Source organism: Polaromonas sp. UC242_47 (assembly GCF_044452385.1).
Classification (GTDB): Bacteria; Pseudomonadota; Gammaproteobacteria; order Burkholderiales; family Burkholderiaceae_C; genus Polaromonas.
The window spans coordinates 278,743-299,485 of the sequence record NZ_JBIOAO010000003.1 but is presented as its reverse complement, the minus strand read 5'-3'; the positions used below and the strand labels follow the sequence as shown (position 1 = coordinate 299,485).

General features: G+C 63.3%; 18 protein-coding genes and 2 pseudogenes. 5 read left to right on the top strand and 15 right to left on the bottom strand.

Annotated features, from left to right (window positions below; translation table 11 throughout):
* Window positions 1–19 precede the first annotated feature (19 nt).
* A complete protein-coding gene (locus ACHMXK_RS23090) occupies window positions 20–1,003 on the bottom strand; it encodes a Bug family tripartite tricarboxylate transporter substrate binding protein (RefSeq protein ID WP_397443043.1) in 984 nt (327 codons plus the stop codon).
* Window positions 1,004–1,112: 109 nt separating this feature from the next.
* Here ACHMXK_RS23090 and ACHMXK_RS23085 point away from each other — a divergent pair, with 109 nt between their 5' ends.
* Window positions 1,113–2,066 (top strand): LysR family transcriptional regulator, encoded by a 954-nt coding sequence (locus ACHMXK_RS23085; RefSeq protein ID WP_397443042.1) that lies wholly within the window; start codon window positions 1,113–1,115, stop codon window positions 2,064–2,066.
* Window positions 2,067–2,158: 92 nt separating this feature from the next.
* Here ACHMXK_RS23085 and ACHMXK_RS23080 read toward each other — a convergent pair whose 3' ends face one another.
* Window positions 2,159–3,100 carry a LysR family transcriptional regulator gene (locus tag ACHMXK_RS23080; protein ID WP_397443041.1) on the bottom strand — a complete coding sequence of 314 codons (942 nt, stop codon included), beginning with the start codon at window positions 3,098–3,100 and terminating at the stop codon, window positions 2,159–2,161.
* A gap of 112 nt (window positions 3,101–3,212) precedes the next feature.
* Between ACHMXK_RS23080 and ACHMXK_RS23075 the strand changes: the two genes are divergently transcribed.
* The 3 genes from ACHMXK_RS23075 to ACHMXK_RS23065 all read left to right on the top strand — a co-directional run bounded on the left by ACHMXK_RS23075 (window position 3,213) and on the right by ACHMXK_RS23065 (window position 6,348).
* On the top strand, window positions 3,213–4,205 hold the full coding sequence (locus tag ACHMXK_RS23075; RefSeq protein ID WP_397443039.1) for a Bug family tripartite tricarboxylate transporter substrate binding protein: 993 nt from the start codon (window positions 3,213–3,215) through the stop codon (window positions 4,203–4,205).
* A gap of 10 nt (window positions 4,206–4,215) precedes the next feature.
* Window positions 4,216–5,430: an amidohydrolase gene (locus ACHMXK_RS23070; RefSeq protein WP_397443038.1), complete on the top strand. Its 1,215-nt coding sequence runs from the start codon at window positions 4,216–4,218 to the stop codon at window positions 5,428–5,430.
* 537 nt (window positions 5,431–5,967) lie between these two features.
* Window positions 5,968–6,348, top strand: coding sequence for a cupin domain-containing protein (locus tag ACHMXK_RS23065; protein ID WP_397443036.1), 381 nt, complete (start codon window positions 5,968–5,970; stop codon window positions 6,346–6,348).
* 221 nt (window positions 6,349–6,569) lie between these two features.
* On the opposite strand, the gene ACHMXK_RS23060 is transcribed toward ACHMXK_RS23065, so the two are convergent.
* The 8 genes and pseudogenes from ACHMXK_RS23060 to argS all read right to left on the bottom strand — a co-directional run bounded on the left by ACHMXK_RS23060 (window position 6,570) and on the right by argS (window position 14,992).
* Window positions 6,570–7,010, bottom strand: a complete 441-nt coding sequence (locus tag ACHMXK_RS23060) for a putative toxin-antitoxin system toxin component, PIN family (protein ID WP_397443035.1) — start codon at window positions 7,008–7,010, stop codon at window positions 6,570–6,572.
* Between the two features lie 11 nt (window positions 7,011–7,021).
* Entirely contained in the window at window positions 7,022–8,389 is a 1,368-nt protein-coding gene (locus tag ACHMXK_RS23055) for a class I SAM-dependent RNA methyltransferase (RefSeq protein WP_397443034.1), read from the bottom strand.
* 132 nt (window positions 8,390–8,521) lie between these two features.
* Window positions 8,522–10,057: an RNA polymerase factor sigma-54 gene (locus ACHMXK_RS23050; RefSeq protein WP_397443033.1), complete on the bottom strand. Its 1,536-nt coding sequence runs from the start codon at window positions 10,055–10,057 to the stop codon at window positions 8,522–8,524.
* Between the two features lie 211 nt (window positions 10,058–10,268).
* On the bottom strand, window positions 10,269–11,036 hold the full coding sequence (lptB, locus tag ACHMXK_RS23045; protein WP_397443032.1) for an LPS export ABC transporter ATP-binding protein: 768 nt from the start codon (window positions 11,034–11,036) through the stop codon (window positions 10,269–10,271).
* Between the two features lie 10 nt (window positions 11,037–11,046).
* Window positions 11,047–11,680: pseudogene (gene lptA / locus ACHMXK_RS23040) on the bottom strand (lipopolysaccharide transport periplasmic protein LptA).
* A gap of 235 nt (window positions 11,681–11,915) precedes the next feature.
* The gene (locus ACHMXK_RS23035) at window positions 11,916–12,569 is read right to left on the bottom strand and encodes a thiol:disulfide interchange protein DsbA/DsbL (protein ID WP_397443031.1); all 654 of its coding nucleotides are present in this window, start codon (window positions 12,567–12,569) and stop codon (window positions 11,916–11,918) included.
* Between the two features lie 51 nt (window positions 12,570–12,620).
* Complete coding sequence (locus tag ACHMXK_RS23030) at window positions 12,621–13,304, bottom strand: SPOR domain-containing protein (RefSeq protein ID WP_397443030.1); 684 nt, start codon at window positions 13,302–13,304, stop codon at window positions 12,621–12,623.
* Between the two features lie 14 nt (window positions 13,305–13,318).
* The gene (gene argS, locus ACHMXK_RS23025; RefSeq protein ID WP_397443028.1) at window positions 13,319–14,992 is read right to left on the bottom strand and encodes an arginine--tRNA ligase; all 1,674 of its coding nucleotides are present in this window, start codon (window positions 14,990–14,992) and stop codon (window positions 13,319–13,321) included.
* A gap of 143 nt (window positions 14,993–15,135) precedes the next feature.
* On the opposite strand from argS, the gene ACHMXK_RS23020 reads away from it, so the two are divergent.
* The gene (locus tag ACHMXK_RS23020; RefSeq protein ID WP_397443027.1) at window positions 15,136–15,474 is read left to right on the top strand and encodes a hypothetical protein; all 339 of its coding nucleotides are present in this window, start codon (window positions 15,136–15,138) and stop codon (window positions 15,472–15,474) included.
* Between the two features lie 223 nt (window positions 15,475–15,697).
* Here ACHMXK_RS23020 and ACHMXK_RS23015 read toward each other — a convergent pair whose 3' ends face one another.
* From ACHMXK_RS23015 to ACHMXK_RS22995, 5 genes and pseudogenes are all read right to left on the bottom strand, one after another.
* On the bottom strand, window positions 15,698–16,615 hold the full coding sequence (locus ACHMXK_RS23015) for a LysR family transcriptional regulator (protein WP_397443024.1): 918 nt from the start codon (window positions 16,613–16,615) through the stop codon (window positions 15,698–15,700).
* Window positions 16,616–16,681: 66 nt separating this feature from the next.
* The gene (locus ACHMXK_RS23010) at window positions 16,682–17,587 is read right to left on the bottom strand and encodes a sugar phosphate isomerase/epimerase family protein (protein ID WP_397443023.1); all 906 of its coding nucleotides are present in this window, start codon (window positions 17,585–17,587) and stop codon (window positions 16,682–16,684) included.
* Window positions 17,584–18,504: a 4-hydroxyphenylpyruvate dioxygenase gene (locus ACHMXK_RS23005; protein ID WP_397443022.1), complete on the bottom strand. Its 921-nt coding sequence runs from the start codon at window positions 18,502–18,504 to the stop codon at window positions 17,584–17,586. The genes ACHMXK_RS23010 and ACHMXK_RS23005 overlap by 4 nt, the downstream gene beginning before the upstream one ends.
* Before the next feature lie 30 nt (window positions 18,505–18,534).
* Window positions 18,535–19,367, bottom strand: a pseudogene (locus ACHMXK_RS23000) (shikimate dehydrogenase family protein).
* A gap of 149 nt (window positions 19,368–19,516) precedes the next feature.
* A complete protein-coding gene (locus ACHMXK_RS22995) occupies window positions 19,517–20,524 on the bottom strand; it encodes a TRAP transporter substrate-binding protein (RefSeq protein WP_397443021.1) in 1,008 nt (335 codons plus the stop codon).
* Between the last annotated feature and the right edge of the window lie 219 nt (window positions 20,525–20,743).

Below are 20,743 nucleotides of genomic sequence, written 5' to 3'. Positions count from 1 at the left end.
CGGCGCCCCGGCCGGGGACTTATTCGGCCTTGATGTTGGCGGCCTTGACCAGCTTGCCGTAACGCTCGAAATCGCCCTGGTTGAGCTTGGCGAACTGCTCGACGGACATCAGTTCGATCTCGCCGCCCAGGGACTTGATACGGGTCTGGACCTCGGGTGATTGCAAGGTGCTCAGCAGTTGTTCGCTCAGGCGCGCCACCACGGCCGGCGGCGTGCCGCGGGTGACAAACAAGCCGTACCAGGTGGTGACGTCGGCGCCGTTGATGCCTTGTTCGGCCAAGGTGGCGACATTGGGCAACTCGGGTGTGCGTTTGGGCGCGCTGACGGCCAGGGCACGCAGCTTGCCGCCCTTGATCTGCGCCATGGCCGAGGAGGTGGTGTCGAACATCATGTCGACCTGGCCGCCAATGATGTCGATATGGGCTTGTGAGCTGCCTTTGTAAGGCACGTGGATGGCCTTGGTGCCGGTCGCCAGGTTGAAGGCTTCGCCACCGATGTGCTGGGTGCTGCCCAGGCCCGAGGAGCCGTATTTGGCGTCGCCGGGCTTGGCCTGCATCATGGCCAGCAAGTCCTTGACGTTGTTGTAGGGCGAGGCGCTGGACACCACCAGCACGTTGGGCATGACCGCCACCATACCGATGGGCTGTAAATCCTTGATCGGATCGAACTTGAGCTTGAGCAGGTGCGGCGCAATCGCCTGGCCGGTGTTGGTGGCCAGCAGCAGGGTCAGGCCGTCGGGCTCGGCGCGGGCGGTGATTTCAGCCGCAATGGTGTTGGACGCGCCGGGACGGTTTTCCACGATGAAGGACTGCTTCATGTCGCGGCCAAACTTCTCGGCCAGCACACGCGCCAGGATGTCGGTGCCGCCGCCCGGCGAGGCGCCGACCATGATGCGCACCGGTTTGGCCGGGTAGGCCTGCGCGGCAGCGGTGCCGGGCAGGACCAGAGAACTCAGGGCCAGTGCGCAAGGCAGCGCGAAACGAAAAAAGGAAGCGGGCTTCATCGGTTTGTCTCCTGTTGTTGTGCGATCCAAGCAGAGACTAACCAGAAAAGACATTCCAATCCAATCGAATCTCATCAATAATTCATACACTTTTGTATATGGATGAATGATGACGGCGGTTTCCGACCTTTCCCTGCTGCTGCGCCTGCGCACCCGCCAGCTGGCCCTGCTCAGCCTGCTGGACACCGAACGCAACCTGGGCCGGGCCGCGGCCGCGCTCAACATCAGCCAGCCGGCCGCCAGCAAGCTGCTGCAACAGGCCGAAGACACCTTTGGCGTGCCGCTGTTCGAACGCCTGGCGCGCGGCATGGCGCCCACGCCGCACGGCGAAATCCTGATCCGTTATGCACGCGGCCTGCTCACCGATTTCGGTTTTGTACGCGAAGAAATGGTGGCGCTGAGTTCCGGCCTGCGCGGGGCCTTGCGTATCGGCAGCGTGCCCGGCGCCGTGCCCGAGTTGCTGGCGCCCACGCTGAACGAATACAAACGCCGCCACCCCCGGGTCGCCGTGTCGGTCACGGTGGACACCAGCAATGTCATGATCACCCAGCTGGCGCGCGGTGAGGTCGACCTGGTGCTGGGGCGCCTGACCGAGGGCCACGGCGAAGGCGATTACACCCTGGTGCCCTTGCTGCACGAAGCACTGGTGGTGGTGGTGGGCCGCAACCACCCGCTGACCCAGCGCGCCAACGTGGCCTTCAGCGACCTGACCGCCCTGCCCTGGATCTTGCAGCCGCCGGGCTCGCCGCAACGCCTGCGGTTTGACGCGGCGCTGCGTGAAGCCGGCATCCACACGCGGCTGAACATCACCGAAACCTCCTCGACCATCGTCACCACGGCGATGCTGGAAATTTCAGACATGGTGGCGGTGATGCCGGCCTCGCTGGCCGACCACTACGGCCGGCTCGGCGTGTTGCACGCCTTGCCGCTGGACATGTCGATACGTGTGCCGCCGATTTACCTGATCACCCGGCAAGACCGCCCGCTGTCGCCGGCGGCCGCACGTTTTGCGGCGCAGATACGCAGCCAGGCCGGCACCGCGGTGACAACGCCCGCCCGCTAGTCTTGACTGAATCGCTATGAATTAAATAGCTGCTTGCGCCCGATTCATCAGGGCTGGGGGCCTGTTTCTTATAAATATCAGGCGGGCAAGCCTTAGGCGGCATCGCCGCGCATCTCCTGCACAAAGGTCGCCACCAGCGGGTTGTCGCTGCCCGGCCCCAGCAGCGCGCCCAGACCGTCAAAATCGCCGCCCACCTCGAAGGCCAGCCGTGTCACCAGGCCCCATTCACAAAACGGCGCGATCAAACTCCCGGGCACCAGCGACAGCAGCGGCTCGCGGCGCAACAGCTCCAGCAACAAGGGCAGCGAGGTGCCCGAAATCGGATGCAGGCGCGGCCGCTGGTCAAAAGACGCAAACATGACATCAAACAGGCTGCGCACGCCCTTGCCTTCGGTCGGCAACAACCAGCAGGCGGCGCGCAAGTCGTCCAGCGTGAGGCTGGGCTGCTGCGCCAGCGGGTGGCTGGGGCTGGCCACGACCCATGGCGTGTCGGCCAGCAGCGGCACAAACCGGCAGGCGGTGGGCACGGCGGCCGGCCGGCGGCACAGCGCCAAATCCAGCCGGCCGGAGCTGACTTCGGGTAGCAAGTGCTCACCCCGGTCTTCCTGCACCTCGATGCGCAGACTCGGGTAACGGCTGCTCAGCGCCGGCAGGCGCCGGCACAAGAGCCCGGTGACGGCGGCCGGAATGGCCCCCACACGCAACACGCCGCTGGCGCCGTCCTGCAAGGCATGCAAGGTGTCGGCCGAGGCACGCAAAGCGTCCATGGCGCTTTTGGCAATCGGAATCAGCGCGCGTCCGGCCTGGGTCAGGCGCATGCCACGCGCGTGGCGCTCGAACAGGGCCGTGCCCAGCAGGCCCTCAATGTCGGCCAAGGCCTGGGTCGCGGCCGGCTGGCTCAGGCCAACTTGTTCGGCCGCACGTTTGGTGCTGCCAAACTCGGCAATCGCGACCAGCAGTTGCAAATGCCGCAGCCGCCCCTTGGCGACCAGACGGGCGTACAGGACAGAGGCGGCGGGTGGAGAAGGTGTCATGCGAAGCTATCGGGTTTGCGAATATCTAACAGCATAAATCTATTTGTTCTCAATTCCTGCTGTCCACATAATTGCTTTCCCTTTCGACCTTTTACCAACCTTTCTACCCACCATGCACATTTCACGACGCACCCTGGCCGCCGCGCTTCCGCTTTTGTTGCTGGCCGCCACCGCGACCACCCCGGCCTTGGCGCAGACCGATTACCCACAGCGCCCGATCAAGCTGATCGTCCCTTTCGCGCCCGGCGGCTCGACCGACATCGTGGCCCGCCTGGTGGCCGACAAGATGCGTGCAAGCCTGGGTCAGGCCGTGGTGGTGGACAACCGCGCCGGCGGCGGCGGCATGATTGGCACCGAAGTGGTGGCCAGGGCCGAGCCGGACGGCTACACCATAGGCATTGGCACCGTCAGCACCCTGACCGTGAACCCCATCCTGCTCAAATCCAACCGGGTGGACCCGCTGAAAGACCTGCTGCCCATCACCGCGCTGGCGGCCGTGCCCTCGGTGTTTGCCGTGAACCCGGCTTTCGGCCCACGTACCTTCAAGGACGTGGTGGCGGAAATCCGCAGCAAGCCTGACCAGTACAACATGGGCTCCTCCGGCCCGGGCTCCATCAGCCATTTGCTGATCGAAGCCATGAACGCCGACCTGAAGTTCAAGCTGCGCCACATCCCTTACCGCGGCATGGGCCCGGCCGTGACGGCCGCGCTGGCCGGTGAAACCCAGGTGCTCAGCGACCAGTACCCCTCGGCCGCGCCGCACATCAAGGCCGGCAAGCTGGTGCCCTTCGCCGTGGGCGCCAACCAGCGCCTGGCCGATCTGCCGGAGGTGCCGACACTCAAGGAACTCGGTTATGCCGACCTCAACACCCTGGCCATGACCTGGTTCGGCCTCGTCGTGCCGGCCAAAACGCCGGCGGCGATCCAGGCCAAGCTGCACAAGGCCGCGATCGAGGCGCTGCACGACCCGGCCTTGCTGGCGCGTCTGAAAGAGCTGGGCGTGGACCCCGTGGGCAATTCCCCCGAGGCCTTTCGCAAGCAGATCGTCGATGGCCTGGCACTCAACACCCGGATCGTGAAAACCGCCAACATCAGCGCGGAATAAGCAGCCAGCTATGAACAAAGCCATTGATTTTTCCGCCCTGATCGCCGCACCCGAAGGTGTCGAGGCGCAGTCGCTGCAACAACACGCACAAGTGGTGGCCTGGCGCCGCCACATGCACCGCAACCCCGAGTTGTCGTTTCAGGAGGTCAACACCTCCGACTACCTGGAAGCCAGGCTGAAAGCGATTCCCGGCCTGGAAGTCTCGCGCCCCACCGCCACCAGCCTGCTGGCGCGCCTGGTGGGCGGTCTGCCCGGCCGCACGTTGGCCATGCGGGCAGACATTGACGCCTTGCCCATCCAGGACCAGAAAAGCTGCGACTACGCCTCGCAAAACAGCAACGTGATGCACGCCTGCGGCCACGACGGCCATGCGGCCATGTTGCTGGGCGCGGCGCAAATCCTGGGCCGGCTGCAAAGCCAGGTGCCGGGCGAGGTGCGTTTTTTCTTTCAGCACGCCGAAGAACAACACCCTGGCGGCGCCCAGCAAATGGTCGACGCCGGCGTGATGCTGGGTGTGGACCAGGTGATTTCCGCCCATGTCATGTCCACCCTGGACACCGGCAAAATCGCGGTGCTGGACGGCCCAGCGCTGGCCAGCTCGGACCGCTTCAAGCTGCGGGTCTACGGCAAGGGCGGCCACGCGGCCAACCCCGACCGCTGCGTGGACCCTATCGTGATTGGCGCGCAACTGGTGGGCAGCCTGCAGACGGTGGTGTCGCGCAACATGGACCCGCACGACGCGGTGATCATCTCGGTCACCAAGTTCGACGGCGGCAGCGCCTTCAACGTGATCCCCGACAGCGTGGAGCTCTGGGGCTCGGTGCGTTGTTTCAACGACGCCGTGCGCCAACGCGTGCCGGAACTCATTGAACGCGTGGCGCAAGGGGTGGCCGCCACCTATGGCGGACGCTGCGAGCTGGAATACATCCGCGGTTACGGCCCGGTGGTGAACGACCCGGTGGTCGCCGCCCCCTTGCGCGGCGTGGTGGAACAACACATGCCCTCGGCCCAGCTCGAAGCCATACGGCCGCTGCCCAACAGCGAAGACTTCAGCGCCTTTTTGCAACACGCCCCCGGCGCCTATGTGTTTATAGGTGCACGCAGCGCGGCCAAAGGCATAGAACACCCGCACCACCATCCGCGTTTTGACTTTGACGAAGATGCCTTGTTACACGGCGTGCAGTTGTTTGTACACGCGCCGTTTGCGCTGAACCCGCAGGCCTGAGCGGTCTCCCCGGGTTGTCGATGCAGGGAATCATGGCCCATCATTCCGATGGGCCATGAACACTTCGTTGGTGTTGACTGCGGCATGCCGGCTTCGGGCCCTTTGCCGCCGGTCAGCCGCTGGCGAAGCGGTCAGCCACGGAATTCGGCAGTCGGCCAGGAGAAGTCAGTCTCAATGGCAGCTTGTATGCCCGCTTCGGGTCGTCCTGCGAGCGTCACAGGTTGGGGTAGTCATTTGCTCTGCCGTTGAAGCTTTTCAAAGGACTCATCACTTGGGATGAGTGCAAAACTTGTGCGAATTTGTGGCCCTTTAGATTGGGTCGTGTTAGCGCTCTGTATCCCCGCGTCTCTTTGCTCTGCTGGCCAGCTGGATTGGGCGGCGCAAGCAATGCCGTGCCACGTGCCATCAACCTGTAACGCCCTGTGCTCGTTGGTATTGCCATGCGAATGACATAGCGATAGTCTTTCATTTGTCCTCCGACTCATTAGCGATCACATTCCGCGGTAGCGGGGGACAGCTCAATTGAAGGAGAAAATCATGGTCACTCCAGTCAGCGTTGAGAAGCTGGAAGTCAAGTCGCATGGCACGCCGGACGAGCTTCGCACACCCAAAAAAACCCGCGTCGAGGTGGTAAAGCTCCAGGGCTACACAATCGGGCGGTTTAACTTCGAACCCGGATGGCGTTGGTCAGAATGCATCAAGCCCGTGGTGAAGACAGAGTATTGCCAACTCTCGCATGTGGGGCATGTCGTTTCGGGAAAACTCACCGTTCAAATGCAGGACGGTTCTCAGAAAATGCTCAGCGCGGGAGAATCCTACGCAATCCCGCCTGGTCACGATGCTTGGGTCGAAGGTAACGAACCCTTTGTCGGTCTTGAGGTGCTAAGTGCCGATGTCTACGCAAAGCCTTCCCCGTAGCGCTGGCGTATGTGCGGGACGCGTCTTTCGGTGCACACGGCCTTTCTGCGGCAAGGCGGATAGGGTTCAGTTTGTTGGCTTGTATAAGCCGCTAGCGTGCAATAGGCTTTGACGTCCCCTGTCGGCATTTGTGACAGCGCGCATGGCGTGTCATCAACGCCCAACGCCGACGGTCAAGCAGACCGGAATACGCACTGATGCCGGCTTGGGCAGCGCCAGCCTCAGATCGCTACTGTTTTAATAGCTGGTAGTACCCGTGCACCAAGGGCTAGAAGTCTTTTTTGCATACAAAGCACGGCCTGATCCTTGCTCAGCAGCCAGGTTTGGTGCGCCACCGCCAGGTCGATAAAAATCTGGTCGTCGGCGTCGCTGCAGGTCACCGGTGCCTTGGCCGCAGCCGCCACGAGGCGCGCATGGGTGTCAAAAGCCTGCAGCACCGCCGCATTTTCCAGGCCGTCCCGGGCCATGCGTTTGGCGATTTGCGGGTAGTCCAGCACCCGTTCCAGTTCGATGCGCATGGCCTCGGTGGCCAGCCATACCAACTGGCCGCCGAGCACCGCGCTTTTCAGCGCCTGCGCCGCGAGGTCGCCAAACACAAACAGGTCCAGCACGATGTTGGTGTCCAGCACCACACAGTCGCCGGCCCGGGCGGGGGTGTCCATGGGCGCGGACATCAGGAATTGGCAGCGGGTTTTTTCTCGCGTGCGGAGCCGGCCACCATGTCAAAACGGAACAGCCGGCATTCGATGGGGCCGTTCCACATCGGCACGCGGCGCGATTCTTTCAGGCGCATTTTCTGCGGCAGCTTCATGTCGGGTGTCAGCACATGGGCGGTCCAGCCGGCGTAGTTTTTCTTCCAGTGGCTGGCCAGTTGTGGAAAGAAATCCGAGGCTTCTTCGCCGCTGGCGGTCTGCGCCTGCTCGCGGCCCGGGTTGGCGCTGCGGTCGCGCCGCGGGCCGTCCTCGGAATCCGCGCGATCATCTTGCGGCACAGGCTGGCCGAACTCATCGATGCCCTGGCCCTGGAATTGCGCGGTGCGGCGCTGGTCGCGGCCCTGCACCGAAGGAATACCGGCCACACCGGCCACATCAATCCGTTCGCCATAAGGCGGGTTCACCAGCATCACACCGGACGGCGCGGGCGGCATACGTTGCAGGGCGTCGCCGCCGCGCAGTTGTATGGCGCTGGCCACACCGGCCCGTTCGGCGTTGCGCTCGGCAAAATCGACCATGCGGAAAGACACATCGCTGCCAAAGATGGGCGCGGTTGGTTCGGTGATGGCGGCTTCGGCCTGGTCCAACAAGCCTTCCCAGACATGGGGCTGGAAAGGCACAAATTTTTCAAACGCAAAACGCCGGCCCATGCCGGCCGCGATGTTGCGGGCGATCTGCGCCGCTTCAATCACGATGGTGCCGGAGCCGCAGCAAGGGTCATAGAGCGGCACGCCTTGTTTGCACAGCCCTTCTTCGCCGCTCCAGCCGCTGGCGGCCAGCATAGCGGCGGCCAGGGTTTCCTTCAACGGGGCGTCGCCCTTGTCTTCGCGCCAGCCGCGCTTGAACAGCGGCTCGCCCGAGGTGTCGATGTAGAGGGTCACGGTATCCACCGTCAGGTGCACGTACACACGCACATCGGGCCAGCGGGTGTCGACATCGGGGCGCACATCGTATTTATCACGGAAGCGGTCGGCGATCGCGTCCTTGATCTTGAGCGCGGCAAAGTTCAGGCTGGTCAGCGGGCTGTGTTGCGCTGTGATCTCGATCTTGAAGGTCTGTTTGGGCGTGAACCAGATTTCCCAGGCCACGGCGGCCGCCGCGTTGTAGAGGTCTTGTTCGCTGCGGTACTGGTTGTGCTGCAGCTCGATCAGCACGCGCTGGCTCAGACGGCTGTGCAGGTTGAGCTGCATCGCGTCGCGCCAGGAGCCGGCCACCTGCACACCGGCGCGCCAGGCCTTGCCCTGGGTGCCGGTGATACGTTTGACCTCGGCGGACAGCAGTTCCTCGACACCCGCGGCGCAAGGTAAAAATAATTGAAGTTGGTTCATATGGGGTGCCTCTAGGGGCTCCGGGGAATGGGGTGATCGGGAAACAGGGCCAAGGGCGCAGGACACCGGCAGGCAGGAGGTGCTGGAGGATGCCGGACCCCGCGCCCGGGCACCGGAGGTACAAAATCCTCTTTACAGCGATTTTCGCAGGTTCGCCGGGGCGATGCGCAAAGCCTCGCGGTACTTGGCCACGGTGCGGCGTGCGCACTCGATACCCTGCTCCTTGAGCATTTCGGAAATCTGGTTGTCGCTCAGTGGTTTGGTCAGGCTCTCGGACGAGACAAACTGCTTGATCAGCGCCCGCACCGCCGTGCTGGAGGCATTGCCGCCGGTTTCGGTGCCCAGCGCCGAGCCGAAGAAATACTTGAGCTCGAAGGTGCCAAACGGCGTGTTCATGTATTTGGCCGTGGTCACACGCGAGATGGTGGACTCGTGCAGGCCCAGCTCGTCGGCGATTTCGCGCAGCACCAGCGGGCGCATGGCGAGTTCGCCGTGGGTGAAGAAGTTTTTCTGCCGCTCGACAATCGCGCTGCTGACCCGCAGGATGGTGTCAAACCGTTGCTGGATGTTTTTGATGAACCAGCGCGCTTCCTGCAGGCGCTGCTGCAGGGCCTGGCCGTTCTGGCCCCGGTTCTGCTTGAGCGCATTGGCATAAATGTCGTGCACGCGCAGGCGCGGCATCACGTCGCTGTTGAGCGAGACCTTGAAGCCGCGGCCGGACTTGACCACGATCACATCGGGCACGATCAGGTTGCGCTCGACATTGACAAAACGCCGGCCCGGCTTGGGGTCCAGCCGGGCGATCAGCGCCATCGCGGCCTTGATCACGGTGTCGGGAAAACCGCACAGCTGCGACAGACGTTTGACGTCGCGTCGGGCCAGCAACTCCATGGGTTGCTGGCACATGGCGATGGCGGCGCGGGTTTCGTCGCAGTTTTTGTGGTCCAGCAACTGCAGGCCCAGGCATTCGGCCAGGTTGCGCGCGCCCACGCCGGCCGGCTCCATGTGTTGCAGCAGCTTCAGGGCCACGGTGAACTCGTGCACCAGTGCGTCGAGTTGTTCCAGGTCATCCCCGGCCAAGCCGGCGGCCAGAGCGGCCAGGCTGTCTTCGAGGTAACCGTCGTCGTTCAGCGACTCGATCAGGAAATGCAGCGCCGCCCGGCCTTCGTCCGACAGGCGCAGGGACAAGGCCTGGCGATGCAAATGGTCTTGCAGCGACTCATGGCTGCGCGCCAGATCGGCGGCATCGACTTCGCTGTCGTCATGGTTGTTTTTGCGCGGCGCGGCGTCGCCGCCCCACTCGTTGTCGTCGGGCGCGATGTCGACACTGCCGTCGCCCTCCCAACTTTCCTCGAGTTTGGCCTCGCTGCTGGGTTCAGCATCATTTTGACCTGTAGCCCCCACCCCGTCTGCACTGACAGCTATGGAATCCGTAGCGGATTCAAATTCACGGGTTTCCTGGCTGACCGGCGTGTCGGCCTGGACCAGGCCAAAATCCTCGCGCGGCGCGGCCTCTTCGGAAACTTCAAGAAACGGGTTTTCGTCGAGCATCTGCTCGACTTCCTGGCTCAGCTCCAGGGTGGAGAGTTGCAACAGGCGAATCGACTGCTGCAACTGGGGCGTCAGCGCCAGATGCTGCGAAACGCGTAATGACAGACCCTGTTTCATGGTGCCCCCACGCTCCCCACTGCGTGTGGTTCACTGCCCCCCGAGGGGGCTGGCCTTGCTTGGGGCGGCCCGGCGCGGCGGCCGGCGTGTGCCCGTGATTTTCTTGCCAGCAGGGGGCTGCGCAGCCGGCTTTGCCGGGCCGCAGGCGCCGCCCCCTGCAGGGGGGAGGGCGCTACACGCAGTGAGCGACAACGGGGGGGAGCCAAAGTGATCACATCTTGAAATGTTCGCCCAGGTAAACCCGGCGCACATCGGCATTGTTCACAATTTCAGAAGGGGTGCCCGTGGCCAGCACATGGCCGTCGCTGATGATGCAGGCATGGTCGCAAATGCCCAGGGTTTCGCGCACGTTGTGGTCGGTAATCAAAACGCCGATGCCGCGCGACTTCAGGAAACCGATGATGCGCTGGATCTCGATCACGGCAATCGGGTCGATACCGGCAAACGGTTCGTCCAGCAGAATAAAACGCGGCTGCGTGGCCAGCGCCCGGGCAATCTCGACACGGCGTCGCTCGCCGCCCGACAGGGCCGGCGCCGGTGAATCACGCAGGTGGTCCACGCGCAAGTCCTGCAGCAAGGCGTCCAGGCGTTCGTTGATGGCCTTGGCGCTCAACGGCTTGCCGGCTTCGTCGGCCTGCAGTTCCAGCACGGCGCGCACATTCTGCTCGACCGTGAGTTTGCGGAAAATCGAGGCTTCCTGCGGCAGATAACTCAGGCCCAGGCGCGAACGCTTGTGGATGGGCATGTGTTCGATGGACTGGCCGTCGATGGTGATCTCGCCCGCATCGGCGCGCACCAGCCCGACGATCATGTAAAACGACGTTGTTTTGCCGGCGCCGTTGGGGCCCAGCAGACCCACAACCTCGCCTTTTTGCACCGCCAGCGAGACATCCCTGACCACCTTGCGGCTGCCGTAGGCCTTTTGCAGGCCGGTGGCCACCAGGCGGCTGATGGGCGCGTTTTCCGGAGACTCGGTCATGGAGGCGGTGTTATTTTTTGTCATTGCCCAGCGTGGTACTGGGCCGCAGCGTTGGCGCTGACCCGGGGGGCGCCGTTGCCGGGGTGCCGGCGGCACCCGCCGCGGGCGTCTGGTTGCGCGGCGCCAGCAGGGCGCGAATCCGGCCCGAGGGGTTGCTGGCCGTGCGGGCTTTCTCGCCGCTGTCGACGGTGAACACGTCGGTCGGGTTGTCGTAAATAATCAGGTTGCCGTGGGTTTTCGTCGGCCAGGGTCGCGCCTATATAGCGGCGCAACACGGCCTGGCGGATGAACTTGACGGTGTCGGCGCGGCTGTCGTATTCGATACGTTCGCCTTCACCTTCAATATATTCGTCGACCAGGTCGCGCTTCTTGCGGTAAAACGCCAGCTTGCCGGGCGCGGCGATCACGATGGCGTTCTGGTAACCCTCGGCGTCCTGGATCACATCGACCTGCGCACCCCGGATGATGATGGTGCCCTTGGTGATCACGACATTGCCGGTGAACACACTGGTTTGTTTGAGGTCGTCATAACGCAAGGCGTCGGCCTCGGCGTTCATGGGCTGGTCGCGATCGGCCTTTTCAGCCGCAACCGGAAAGACCGCCAGGGTGGCGGCCAGCATCAGTACACAGGCGGGGTAGTTCATAAAGGCACGAATCTTGCTGCTTTGGTGGTGTTGCTTCATTGTAGCCATGGCACTCCCCGGAATTGGCAAGGCGCAGAAAAACCCGCCGGATCAGGGCGGGTCGAGAGGCGAAATACCCGGCGGCGGCACCAAGCCGGCCACGTGGAGGTTGCGCCATTTTCCGACGGGCCGCCCCTAGGAAAATGAGCCCCCTCGGGGGGCAGCGCAGCACACGCAGTGGCAAGCGTGGGGGCTTTTAGCCCTTGCGGGCCTGGGTGATCAGGTAATCCGTCACCAAGAGCGCGCGATCCATGGTTTTTGCCAGTTCGCCCGAGGTATAGAAACGCCCGGCCACGCCCAGGGCCGGCACGCCGTCCACCTTGTAGTCGTCTTGCAACTGCGTGGCTTTGCGGGCCTTGGCGGCGATGTCAAACGAGTTGTACATTTCCACAAACTTGGCCTTGTTGATGCCTTGCTTATCGGCCCAGGCGGCGACCAGCTCGGGCGTGTTCAGCATCTGGCGTTCGTTATGAATCGCGAAAAACACCTTTTTGTGGAGTTCCTCGACCTTGTTCATGGCTTCGAGCACGTAGTAAAGGCGCTGCTGCGGCTCAAAGTCGGCGCGGAAGGACACGGGCACACGCCGCACCACCACGTCTTTGGGCGCTTTTTTGACCCAGGCCTCAAACGCCGGCTCAAAGGCATTGCAATGCGGGCAGCTGTACCAGAAAAACTCCACCACCTCGACCTTGCCGGCCGGCGCATTGACCGAGGCGCGTTTGTCGAGCACCAGGTAGTCGTTGCCCGCCTGGGGCGGTTTGCCCTGGGCCTGGGCCGGCGCCGTCAAGGCGCCCAGGGATGCGGCGGCAGCCACGGAAGCGGCGGATATCGAAAATTCACGTCTTTGCATCAATCATTTCTCCATTAGTGCACCAGGTTGGACACCCTGGCGTCAGAAAGTTCAGCGTTGAACCCGAACCAGAGCAGTTTCTATGCCGCTGCCATCCAGGCGCTCCTTGGCTTTGTCGGCATCCTCTTTTTTATCAAAAGGCCCGAGGCGCACGCGAAACACGGTGCGGCCCGACTGTTCGCGCTCGGTCACCTTGGCCTCCAGGCCCATCAGCGAAATTTTGGCGCGCTGCTGTTCGGCGTCTTCAGGCGTGCGGAAAGCCCCGACCTGCACAAAATAGTTGAACGGGTCCGGGCCGGAGGCAGCAGCCGGCGCCGCCAGTTTGGCTTTGGCCAGGTCGCCGATGGGGTCGGCCGACGGCGGCTTCACGGGCTTGACGGTCGGGTCGGCCACGGGTTTCTGCGCGGCCACAGGCGCCTGCGGCGTGACATCGGTCACCGGCCCGCCGGACGTGGCAGCAGCTGCCGGCGCGGACGCCGGTTTGGCCGGGTTTTTGCCGTACAGCGGTGCGTTCGGATTCCAGTTCTGGTTCTTTTTGGCCTCGGCCGCGTCGTGGTCGGGGCTGCGCGACTGGCCTTTGTTCATGAAAGGCACGGGCACCTTGGTGATGTAGACGGCCACGGCCAGTGCCGCGGCCAGGCCGATCAAGGCGCCGATGATCAGGCCCAGAAAGGTGCCGCCGCGTTGTGTGTTCATGCCTGGCCGGCCGGGCCGGTGGGAGGGGGTAGGCGCCATGGTCTCATCATTCCTTACATTTTGCGCGGGGCATCAACACCCAGCACGGCGAGGCCATTGTGCAACACCTGCGCGGTCGCGGCGACCAGGGCCAGGCGCGCGAGTTTGACCACCGCGTCATCGACCAGGATGCGCTCGGCATCGTAATAGCTGTGGTAACAAGCGGCCAGTTCGCGCAGGTAAAACGCCACGTCGTGCGGCGCAAACCCGCTGGCGGCGTTGCTCAGCATGTCGGGGTATTTGGCAATCAGCAGCATCAAGGCCTGGGCCTGCGGGCTGCTAAGGGCAGACAGGTCCACCGCCTTGAGCTCGGTCTCGTCGCCGCCCCAGGCGCTCAACACCGAACAGATGCGGGCATGGGCATATTGCACGTAATACACCGGATTTTCGTTGTTTTTGGCCAGTGCCAGATCGATGTCGAAGATGTATTCGGTGTCGGGCTTGCGGCTGAGCAGGAAGAAACGCACGGCGTCCTTGCTGGTCCACTCGATCAGGTCGCGCAAGGTCACATAACTGCCGGCGCGTTTGGAGATCTTGACCTCTTCGCCGTTGCGCACGACCCGCACCATGGTGTGCAAGACGTAGTCGGGATAACCTTGAGGAATGCCTTCACCCACCGCCTGCAGGCCGGCGCGCACCCGGGCAATCGTGCCGTGGTGGTCCATGCCCTGGATGTTGATGGCCTTGGTGTAACCACGCTCCCATTTGGCCAGGTGGTAAGCCACGTCGGGCACAAAATAGGTGTAGCTGCCGTCGCTCTTTTTCATCACGCGGTCTTTGTCGTCACCGTAGTCGGTGGACTTGAGCCACAAAGCGCCGTCCAACTCGTAGGTCTTGCCGGCGGTTTTGAGTTTGGCCACCGTGGACTCGACCCGGCCCGAGCTGTACAGGCTGGACTCCAAGTAATAGTTGTTGAACTGGACCGAGAAGGCCTTGAGGTCCAGGTCCTGCTCGTGGCGCAGGTAGGCCACGGCGAACTGGCGGATCGAGTCGGTGTCTTCCACGTCGCCCGAGGCGGTGTATTCGCGGTCGTCGGACTTGACGGTCTTTTTGGCCAGGAAGTCGGCCGCGATATCGGCGATGTAGTCGCCGTTGTAGGCCGACTCGGGCCAGCCGGCGTCACCGGGCTTGATGCCCTTGGCGCGCGCCTGGGTGCTGGCAGCCAGCGTCTGGATCTGCACACCGGCGTCGTTGTAATAAAACTCGCGATAAACCTCGGCGCCCTGGGTCACAAACAGGTTGCAGATGGCGTCGCCCAGCGCGGCTTGGCGGCCATGGCCCACATGCAGCGGCCCGGTCGGGTTGGCCGACACAAACTCGACAATCATGCGCTGGCCCTTGGCGGCCTGGGTGCCGTAGCCGGGTCCGGCCTGCAACACCTCACGCACGGTTTCCTGCTTGGCCGCGGGTTTCAGGCGGATATTGATAAAGCCGGGGCCGGCGATCTCGATGGCGTCCACCCAGCGCTCAAAAGCCGGGGCTTTCAGCAGGATGGTACGCAGGTTCTCCGCCAACTGGCGGGGATTGAGCTTGAGCGGCTTGGCCAGCTGCATGGCGACCGTGCAGGCGAAATCGCCATGGGCCGCCACTTTGGGGGATTCAAAGGCGGCCTTGTCGCCTGCGCCAGGGGAAAGTTCTTCCAGCCCCGCAGCCAGGGCCGCGAGCAGGTCTTGTTTAATCGAGAGCATGGGCCGATTTTACGGTTAAGCCGCGCGCCGTCCGGGCTTGGGACCTACCCGGTCATCGAATTTGCCCGGCGCAGCGTTATGTGTTGGAATTCCAACCGGAACTCAATCCTGATTCCCAACCCTTCCAACCATTGGAGCCACCCATGAAAAAACTGTTGTCCCTGATCGCTGTGACCTTTGCCATGTCGATGGGCCTGTCGGCCGTGGCCCATGCAGCGGGCGCCGACACCGATTGCGCCGCCAAGTCCGCCGAGAAAAAGCTGGCGGGTGCGGCCAAAGCCAGCTTTGAGAAAAAATGCATGGCTGACGCGGGTGCAGCCCCCAGCGCCGCCTGTGAAAAATCGGCCGCCGACAAAAAGCTCGCCGGCGCCGCCAAAAACTCACACATCAAAAAATGCATGGCTGACGCAAAAGCCGGTGCTGCGCCCGCTGCTGCGGCTGGCGCCAAACCCATGGCCGCCGATGCCGGCATGAAGAAATAAACCGACCTCAGCACTGACTGTGGCATCGGCCTGATGTCACACCCCCACCCCCGTCCGGGCAACCTGGCGGGGGTTTTTATTGGGCCCAAGGGTGATTCAAGTGTTTCAATTCGCTACCAATTAAATAGCTGCTTGCGCCCGTAGCCAAAGGGCTGGAGGCTTATTTTCCTTAAGAAAACACGCCAGGCAGCAAAACGATGCCAACCCAGGCGCCCCGGCCTGGCTAACGTTTGCGCGCGCCGGCCCAGAACTCGGGCTGGCTGTAGTTGTGTTTCAAAAAATCTATCCACAGCCGCACCCGCAGCGGCAGGTGTTTGCGCTGCGGAAACACGGCGTAAATGCCGTTGGGTGGCGCATCAAAGTCTTTCAACACCGGCACCAGCTTGCCGGCGGCAATTTCCGCCTCGACCTCCCAGGTGCTGCGCCAGGCAATGCCGCAGCCGTCCATGCACCAGTCGTGCAGGACCTGGCCGTCCGAACAGTCGAGCGGGCCGCCGGGTTTGAAATGCACGACCTCGCCGCCGACCAAAAAAGCCCAGCCCCGGGTTTGCGAGGCATCGCTGGACAGGGTCAAACAGGCGAATTTGGCCAGATCGGTGGGATGGTGCGGTGTGCCGCAACGTTTGAGGTAGTCGGGTGCGGCCACACACAGGCGCCGGTTGTCGGCCATACGCACGCTGACCAGCGAGGAATCCGGCATGTCGCCGACCCGCACCGCGCAGTCAAAACCCTCGCCGGCCAGGTCCACCACGCGGTCGCTGAGGTTGAGCGAAATCGTCACGTCGGCATGGAGTTCGCGGAACTTGGGCACCAAAGGCGCGACATGGCGGCGCCCAAAACCGGCCGGTGCGGTGATGCGCAAATGCCCGCTGGCCTTGACGCCACCGGCCGACACACTGGCCTCGGCGTTGGCAAAGTCCACCAGCAGGCGCTGGCAGTCTTCCAGGAAGGCGCTGCCTTCGTGGGTCAGGGACATGCGGCGCGTGGTGCGCACCAGCAGCTTGACGCCCAGGCGTTCTTCCAGCGCATCCAGCCGCCGGCCCATGATGGCCGGCGCCACCCCTTCGGCCTTCGCGGCGGCGGTCAGGCTGCCACGTGTGGCGACCGACACAAAAGACTCCAGCTGCTTGAGTTTGTCCATGCGCCATTATGGACAAAATTGTTTGTAATCAGCCAGTTTTTTAACTGATTCCGATAATGCACATGCTCAGCCGCCGGTTCTGCGTTTCAGGCGAATCTGGTTCGGCAAAGGCACGGAGCGCCGCAACACATCCTCGCCCAGCCACAAGGCCGAACGCCAGGCGCGCTGGGCCACGGTGGCTAACGGCATTTGCTGGTAGTCGTCGTTGAAAACCTCGAAGCTGTAATCGCCGCGGTAACCCAGGCCGTGCAGGCGTGTCACCAGCGCCGCCAGGGCGTCGCTGTGCACACCTTCACCGGGAAACACCCGGAAATGTCGGGCGGTGGCGATACGTTCCTCGACCGACTTGATTTCGGTCCACATGAAGTCGGCCAGTTGCACCAGGAAGATTTTGGCCGGGTCCAGCAGATCCAGCTCGTCCAGCGGGGTACCGGTGGCGAACATGTGAAAGGAGTCAAAACCCAGGCCGAGGTTGGGCATGTCGGCCTGGCTGATGATGTCCCAGGCCTGCGGAAATTCATTCACCGTGCGGCCCCAGGACAAGGCTTCGTAGGCGATGCGGATATTCATGGGAATCGCCAGCATGGCCAGCTTGCGCAGGTCTTTGACCAAGGCCTGTGTCTCGCCGCTGGCGTGTACGGAGGTCGACGAGCAGATCAGCAGCAGGCGGCAACCCAGCAAGTGGCACATCTCCAGCATGGACTTGGCGATGTCCATCTTGTAGTCATGCAGGTGGCCGGACAGGCCCTCGAAATCGCGCAAAACCTGGAAGCCCGTGACGCGCAGGCCGCTGGCCCGCACCGCGGCCACGGCCGCAGCCAAGCCATCGGGGTGGCCGACCAGGTCTTTGGCGGCCAGCATGATCTGGGTGAACCCGGCGTTGCGCACGGCCTGGAGTTTGGCTTCCAGCGGCCCGGCCAGCGAGATGGTGTCCATCCCGAAGTCGGCAATGTTGCCACTCGCGTGGCTCATGATGACGCGACACGCTCGTTGTGCACCAGCTCGAAACTCACGCCGCCGAGACCGGTTTTGACCAGCGCCCCCCGGTCGGCGGTGTGCACGCCACTTGATTCGACAAATTCCACACCGCGTTGGCCGAGCTCGGCCACCGCCGCCAACACGTCGGCCGCGCCCAGGCCTATACGTTGCAGGCTTTCGTCATCCTCCAGATCCAGCACACCGGCTTCCGGCTCTATCAGCTGGATATAAAAACGCGATGCGGCCGGACACGGGCTGCGCAGAATCCGGCCCTTGGGCAAGATGCCAAAACGCTGCTCGGCAGGCAGTTCGGTAAAACCAAACAACTCGCGGTAAAACGCCGACCAGTCTTCGCCGCGGTCATTGCCGATGTATTGCACCACGCCAAAAAAATGCAGCCCCGCCAGCGCCGGCGGCTGCGGGTCCACGCCGGGAATAGCCACAAAGTCCACGTCGTAAATGGAAAATCGGTCGTAGCCGTCGACGAAATAAATGCGGCTGCTGCCCACCCCATGGATGGCCGGGATGTTGAGCTCCATCACTTCCACGCGTGAAGGCACGGCCCAGGCACCGCGGTCCAGCGCGCGGCGGTAGGCGGCCGCGGCATCCCGCACACGCAGCGCCACGGCGGCGATCACCGGCTTGCTTTCCGTCACTGCGGCGTCCGCCTCAAGCTGGGCCGGCACATGGGCGTTGACAATCACGTTGATGGCGCCCTGCCGGTACAGCAGCACCTCGCGCGAGCGGTGGCGGGCGATCGGGTGAAAACCCATTTTCTCCAGCACCTGCCCCAGCGCCTGCGGCCGGCTCGTGCGGTATTCAATGAACTCAATGCCGTCCAGCCCGAGCGGGTTGGCGATTTCCGTGATGGCTTCCCGGTCAGCGGCTGTGGCCTGTTGGGGGGTGTTCATGCGGTTCTCCGGTGTTGGCTGTGGGAGGGGTCAATAACTGAGGCGGGCCACCGCACGCAAGGCCTCGGGCGTCGCCGTGCCCAGACCAAAAAATTCAAGGTAGGCCGGGATCTGTTCGAACAACATGTCCGAGCCCACCTGCACCGCGCAACCACGCGCCTGGGCCGCACGCAGAAATGCCGTCATCTCTTTTTCATGACCACCTCGCCGGCAAACGTGGAGGGCGCCATACGTGCCACATCCACCGGCAGCGGGTCGCCCTCGTTCATGCCCAGCGGCGTGGCATTCACCACCAGGTCGTAACCAGCCGGGTCCTTGTTGCCGGTGCAAAGCTGCAGCGCCGGGTAATGTTTGCGCAGTCGATCGCCCAGCGCCTCGGCGGATGCGGTGTGAACGTCGAACAGACCCATGGCGCCCACACCTGCCGCCGCCAGCGAGGCGGCAATCGCCGAGCCCACGCCACCGCTGCCGACCACCAGCACGCGCGCGCCCGCCAGTTGCAGGCCCTTGCGTTGCACGCCGCGCACAAAACCGGCGCCATCGAACATGTCGCCCAGCAGGCTGCCGTCGGGGCGGCGCAGGATGGCGTTGCAGGCGCCGGCGATTTCCACGGCCGGGGTGTAGTCGTCCAGCAACGCCAGGGTTGTCACCTTGTGCGGCATGGTGATCAGCGCACCACGAATGTTGGTGAGCTTGAACAGGCTTGTCAGCACCTGCGCATAGTCCTCGGGCTTGACCCCCATGGGCATCACCACCGCATCGATGCCGGCCTGCTCGAACCAGGGGTTGTAAATCATGGGCGCCTTGAAGGCTTCCGTCGGGTAACCGAGGTGGGCGATCAGGGTGGTGGTGCCGCGAATCATGGGCGTGCCCCCAGGCAAGAGGCCGGGCGCCAGGCGGGGCTGACGGCCAAAACGATCAAGGTGCTGTTCATGCGAATCAAAAAAAATGGCGTGAAAGAAACGCCGGCCGCCCGGCGCACAACCGTCCGGGCGGAGCAAGGCATTCGGGCTTATTTACGCAGCTTGGCCAGCTCGGCCGTCAATTCATTGACCGAGGACTCGCCCGCACCGGAGGAGTACTTGGCAATCACCGGCTTCATCTTCTCGCGCAGCTTGGCCATTTCGGCGGGCGGCAATTCGGTGACCTGCATGCCGGCCTTCTTGAGCGCATCCAGCGTGCTGCCCGCGGCATCCCGTGCGGCCTGGCGCTGGTATTTGCCGGCCTCGACGGCGGCATCGGCCAGCAGTTTTTTCTCGTCGCCGGAAAGTTTGTCCCAGAACTTCTTGCTGATGATGACCGACTGCGGGTTGTAAACGTGGTTGGTCAAGGTCAGGTGTTTCTGGACCTCGGCGAACTTGTTGGCCAGGATGGTGTTCAGCGGATTTTCCTGCCCGTCCAGCGCCTTGGATTCCAGGGCGGCATACACCTCGGGAAAGGCCATGGGGGTGGGGTTGGCGTCCAGCGCCTTGACCCAGTCCAGGTTGATGGGGTTGGGGATCACGCGGATTTTCAGACCGGCCAGGTCTTCCACCTTGTTGATGGCGCGTTTGCTGTTGGTCATGTTGCGAAAGCCCAGTTCCCAATAAGCCAGGCCGACCATGCCTTTGTCCTGCAGCTTGTCATGCAGCTTTTTGCCGAAGGGGCCATCGACCACGGCATCGGCTTCTTTCGCGTTGGCAAACAGGAAGGGGAAGTCGTACACCGCGAACTCCTTGACCTGGCTGGCCAGGATGCCGGAGTTCAACACCACCATTTCGATGGTGCCGCCCTGCAGGCCCGACACGTTGGGCGCATCGCCACCCAGCACGCCACCGGGAAACAGGTTGACCTTGATCTTGCCGCCGGATTTGGCGCTGACGATCTCGGCGAACTTTTCCATGCCCATCACGATGGGATGGCCCTTGGGGTTCTGGTGGGCAAACTTGATCGTGTGCTCCTTGATGTCCTGTGCCGTGGCCAGGCCGAAAGCGCCCAGCGTGGCCACAGCCACCAGGGTTTTGATCATCAGACGTTTCATTGTTGTCTCCTTGGGAATCTCTCAGTACGCCAACCGTAAAAGTGCAGGCCATGCGCGTACCAGGCATGGCGCCACACAGGAAATCAGGATCGATGCCAGGCCAACGAATACGGCAAACTGGGGGCCAACGAACGCAGCGAAGGGCCGCCCCGAGCAAGTTCAGCCCCCTGGTGGGGCAGCGCAGCACACGCAGTGGCAAGCGTGGGGGCCATATCTCTT

What these genes read in the sequence shown, in the direction of transcription:
- ACHMXK_RS23090 (WP_397443043.1), bottom strand. Translation starts at nt 1,003, where the DNA reads ATGAAGCCCGCTTCCTTTTTTCGTTTCGCGCTGCCTTGCGCACTGGCC.
- ACHMXK_RS23085 (WP_397443042.1), top strand. Translation starts at nt 1,113, where the DNA reads ATGACGGCGGTTTCCGACCTTTCCCTGCTGCTGCGCCTGCGCACCCGC.
- ACHMXK_RS23080 (WP_397443041.1), bottom strand. Translation starts at nt 3,100, where the DNA reads ATGACACCTTCTCCACCCGCCGCCTCTGTCCTGTACGCCCGTCTGGTC.
- ACHMXK_RS23075 (WP_397443039.1), top strand. Translation starts at nt 3,213, where the DNA reads ATGCACATTTCACGACGCACCCTGGCCGCCGCGCTTCCGCTTTTGTTG.
- ACHMXK_RS23070 (WP_397443038.1), top strand. Translation starts at nt 4,216, where the DNA reads ATGAACAAAGCCATTGATTTTTCCGCCCTGATCGCCGCACCCGAAGGT.
- ACHMXK_RS23065 (WP_397443036.1), top strand. Translation starts at nt 5,968, where the DNA reads ATGGTCACTCCAGTCAGCGTTGAGAAGCTGGAAGTCAAGTCGCATGGC.
- ACHMXK_RS23060 (WP_397443035.1), bottom strand. Translation starts at nt 7,010, where the DNA reads ATGGACACCCCCGCCCGGGCCGGCGACTGTGTGGTGCTGGACACCAAC.
- ACHMXK_RS23055 (WP_397443034.1), bottom strand. Translation starts at nt 8,389, where the DNA reads ATGAACCAACTTCAATTATTTTTACCTTGCGCCGCGGGTGTCGAGGAA.
- ACHMXK_RS23050 (WP_397443033.1), bottom strand. Translation starts at nt 10,057, where the DNA reads ATGAAACAGGGTCTGTCATTACGCGTTTCGCAGCATCTGGCGCTGACG.
- lptB (WP_397443032.1), bottom strand. Translation starts at nt 11,036, where the DNA reads ATGACCGAGTCTCCGGAAAACGCGCCCATCAGCCGCCTGGTGGCCACC.
- ACHMXK_RS23035 (WP_397443031.1), bottom strand. Translation starts at nt 12,569, where the DNA reads ATGCAAAGACGTGAATTTTCGATATCCGCCGCTTCCGTGGCTGCCGCC.
- ACHMXK_RS23030 (WP_397443030.1), bottom strand. Translation starts at nt 13,304, where the DNA reads ATGGCGCCTACCCCCTCCCACCGGCCCGGCCGGCCAGGCATGAACACA.
- argS (WP_397443028.1), bottom strand. Translation starts at nt 14,992, where the DNA reads ATGCTCTCGATTAAACAAGACCTGCTCGCGGCCCTGGCTGCGGGGCTG.
- ACHMXK_RS23020 (WP_397443027.1), top strand. Translation starts at nt 15,136, where the DNA reads ATGAAAAAACTGTTGTCCCTGATCGCTGTGACCTTTGCCATGTCGATG.
- ACHMXK_RS23015 (WP_397443024.1), bottom strand. Translation starts at nt 16,615, where the DNA reads ATGGACAAACTCAAGCAGCTGGAGTCTTTTGTGTCGGTCGCCACACGT.
- ACHMXK_RS23010 (WP_397443023.1), bottom strand. Translation starts at nt 17,587, where the DNA reads ATGAGCCACGCGAGTGGCAACATTGCCGACTTCGGGATGGACACCATC.
- ACHMXK_RS23005 (WP_397443022.1), bottom strand. Translation starts at nt 18,504, where the DNA reads ATGAACACCCCCCAACAGGCCACAGCCGCTGACCGGGAAGCCATCACG.
- ACHMXK_RS22995 (WP_397443021.1), bottom strand. Translation starts at nt 20,524, where the DNA reads ATGAAACGTCTGATGATCAAAACCCTGGTGGCTGTGGCCACGCTGGGC.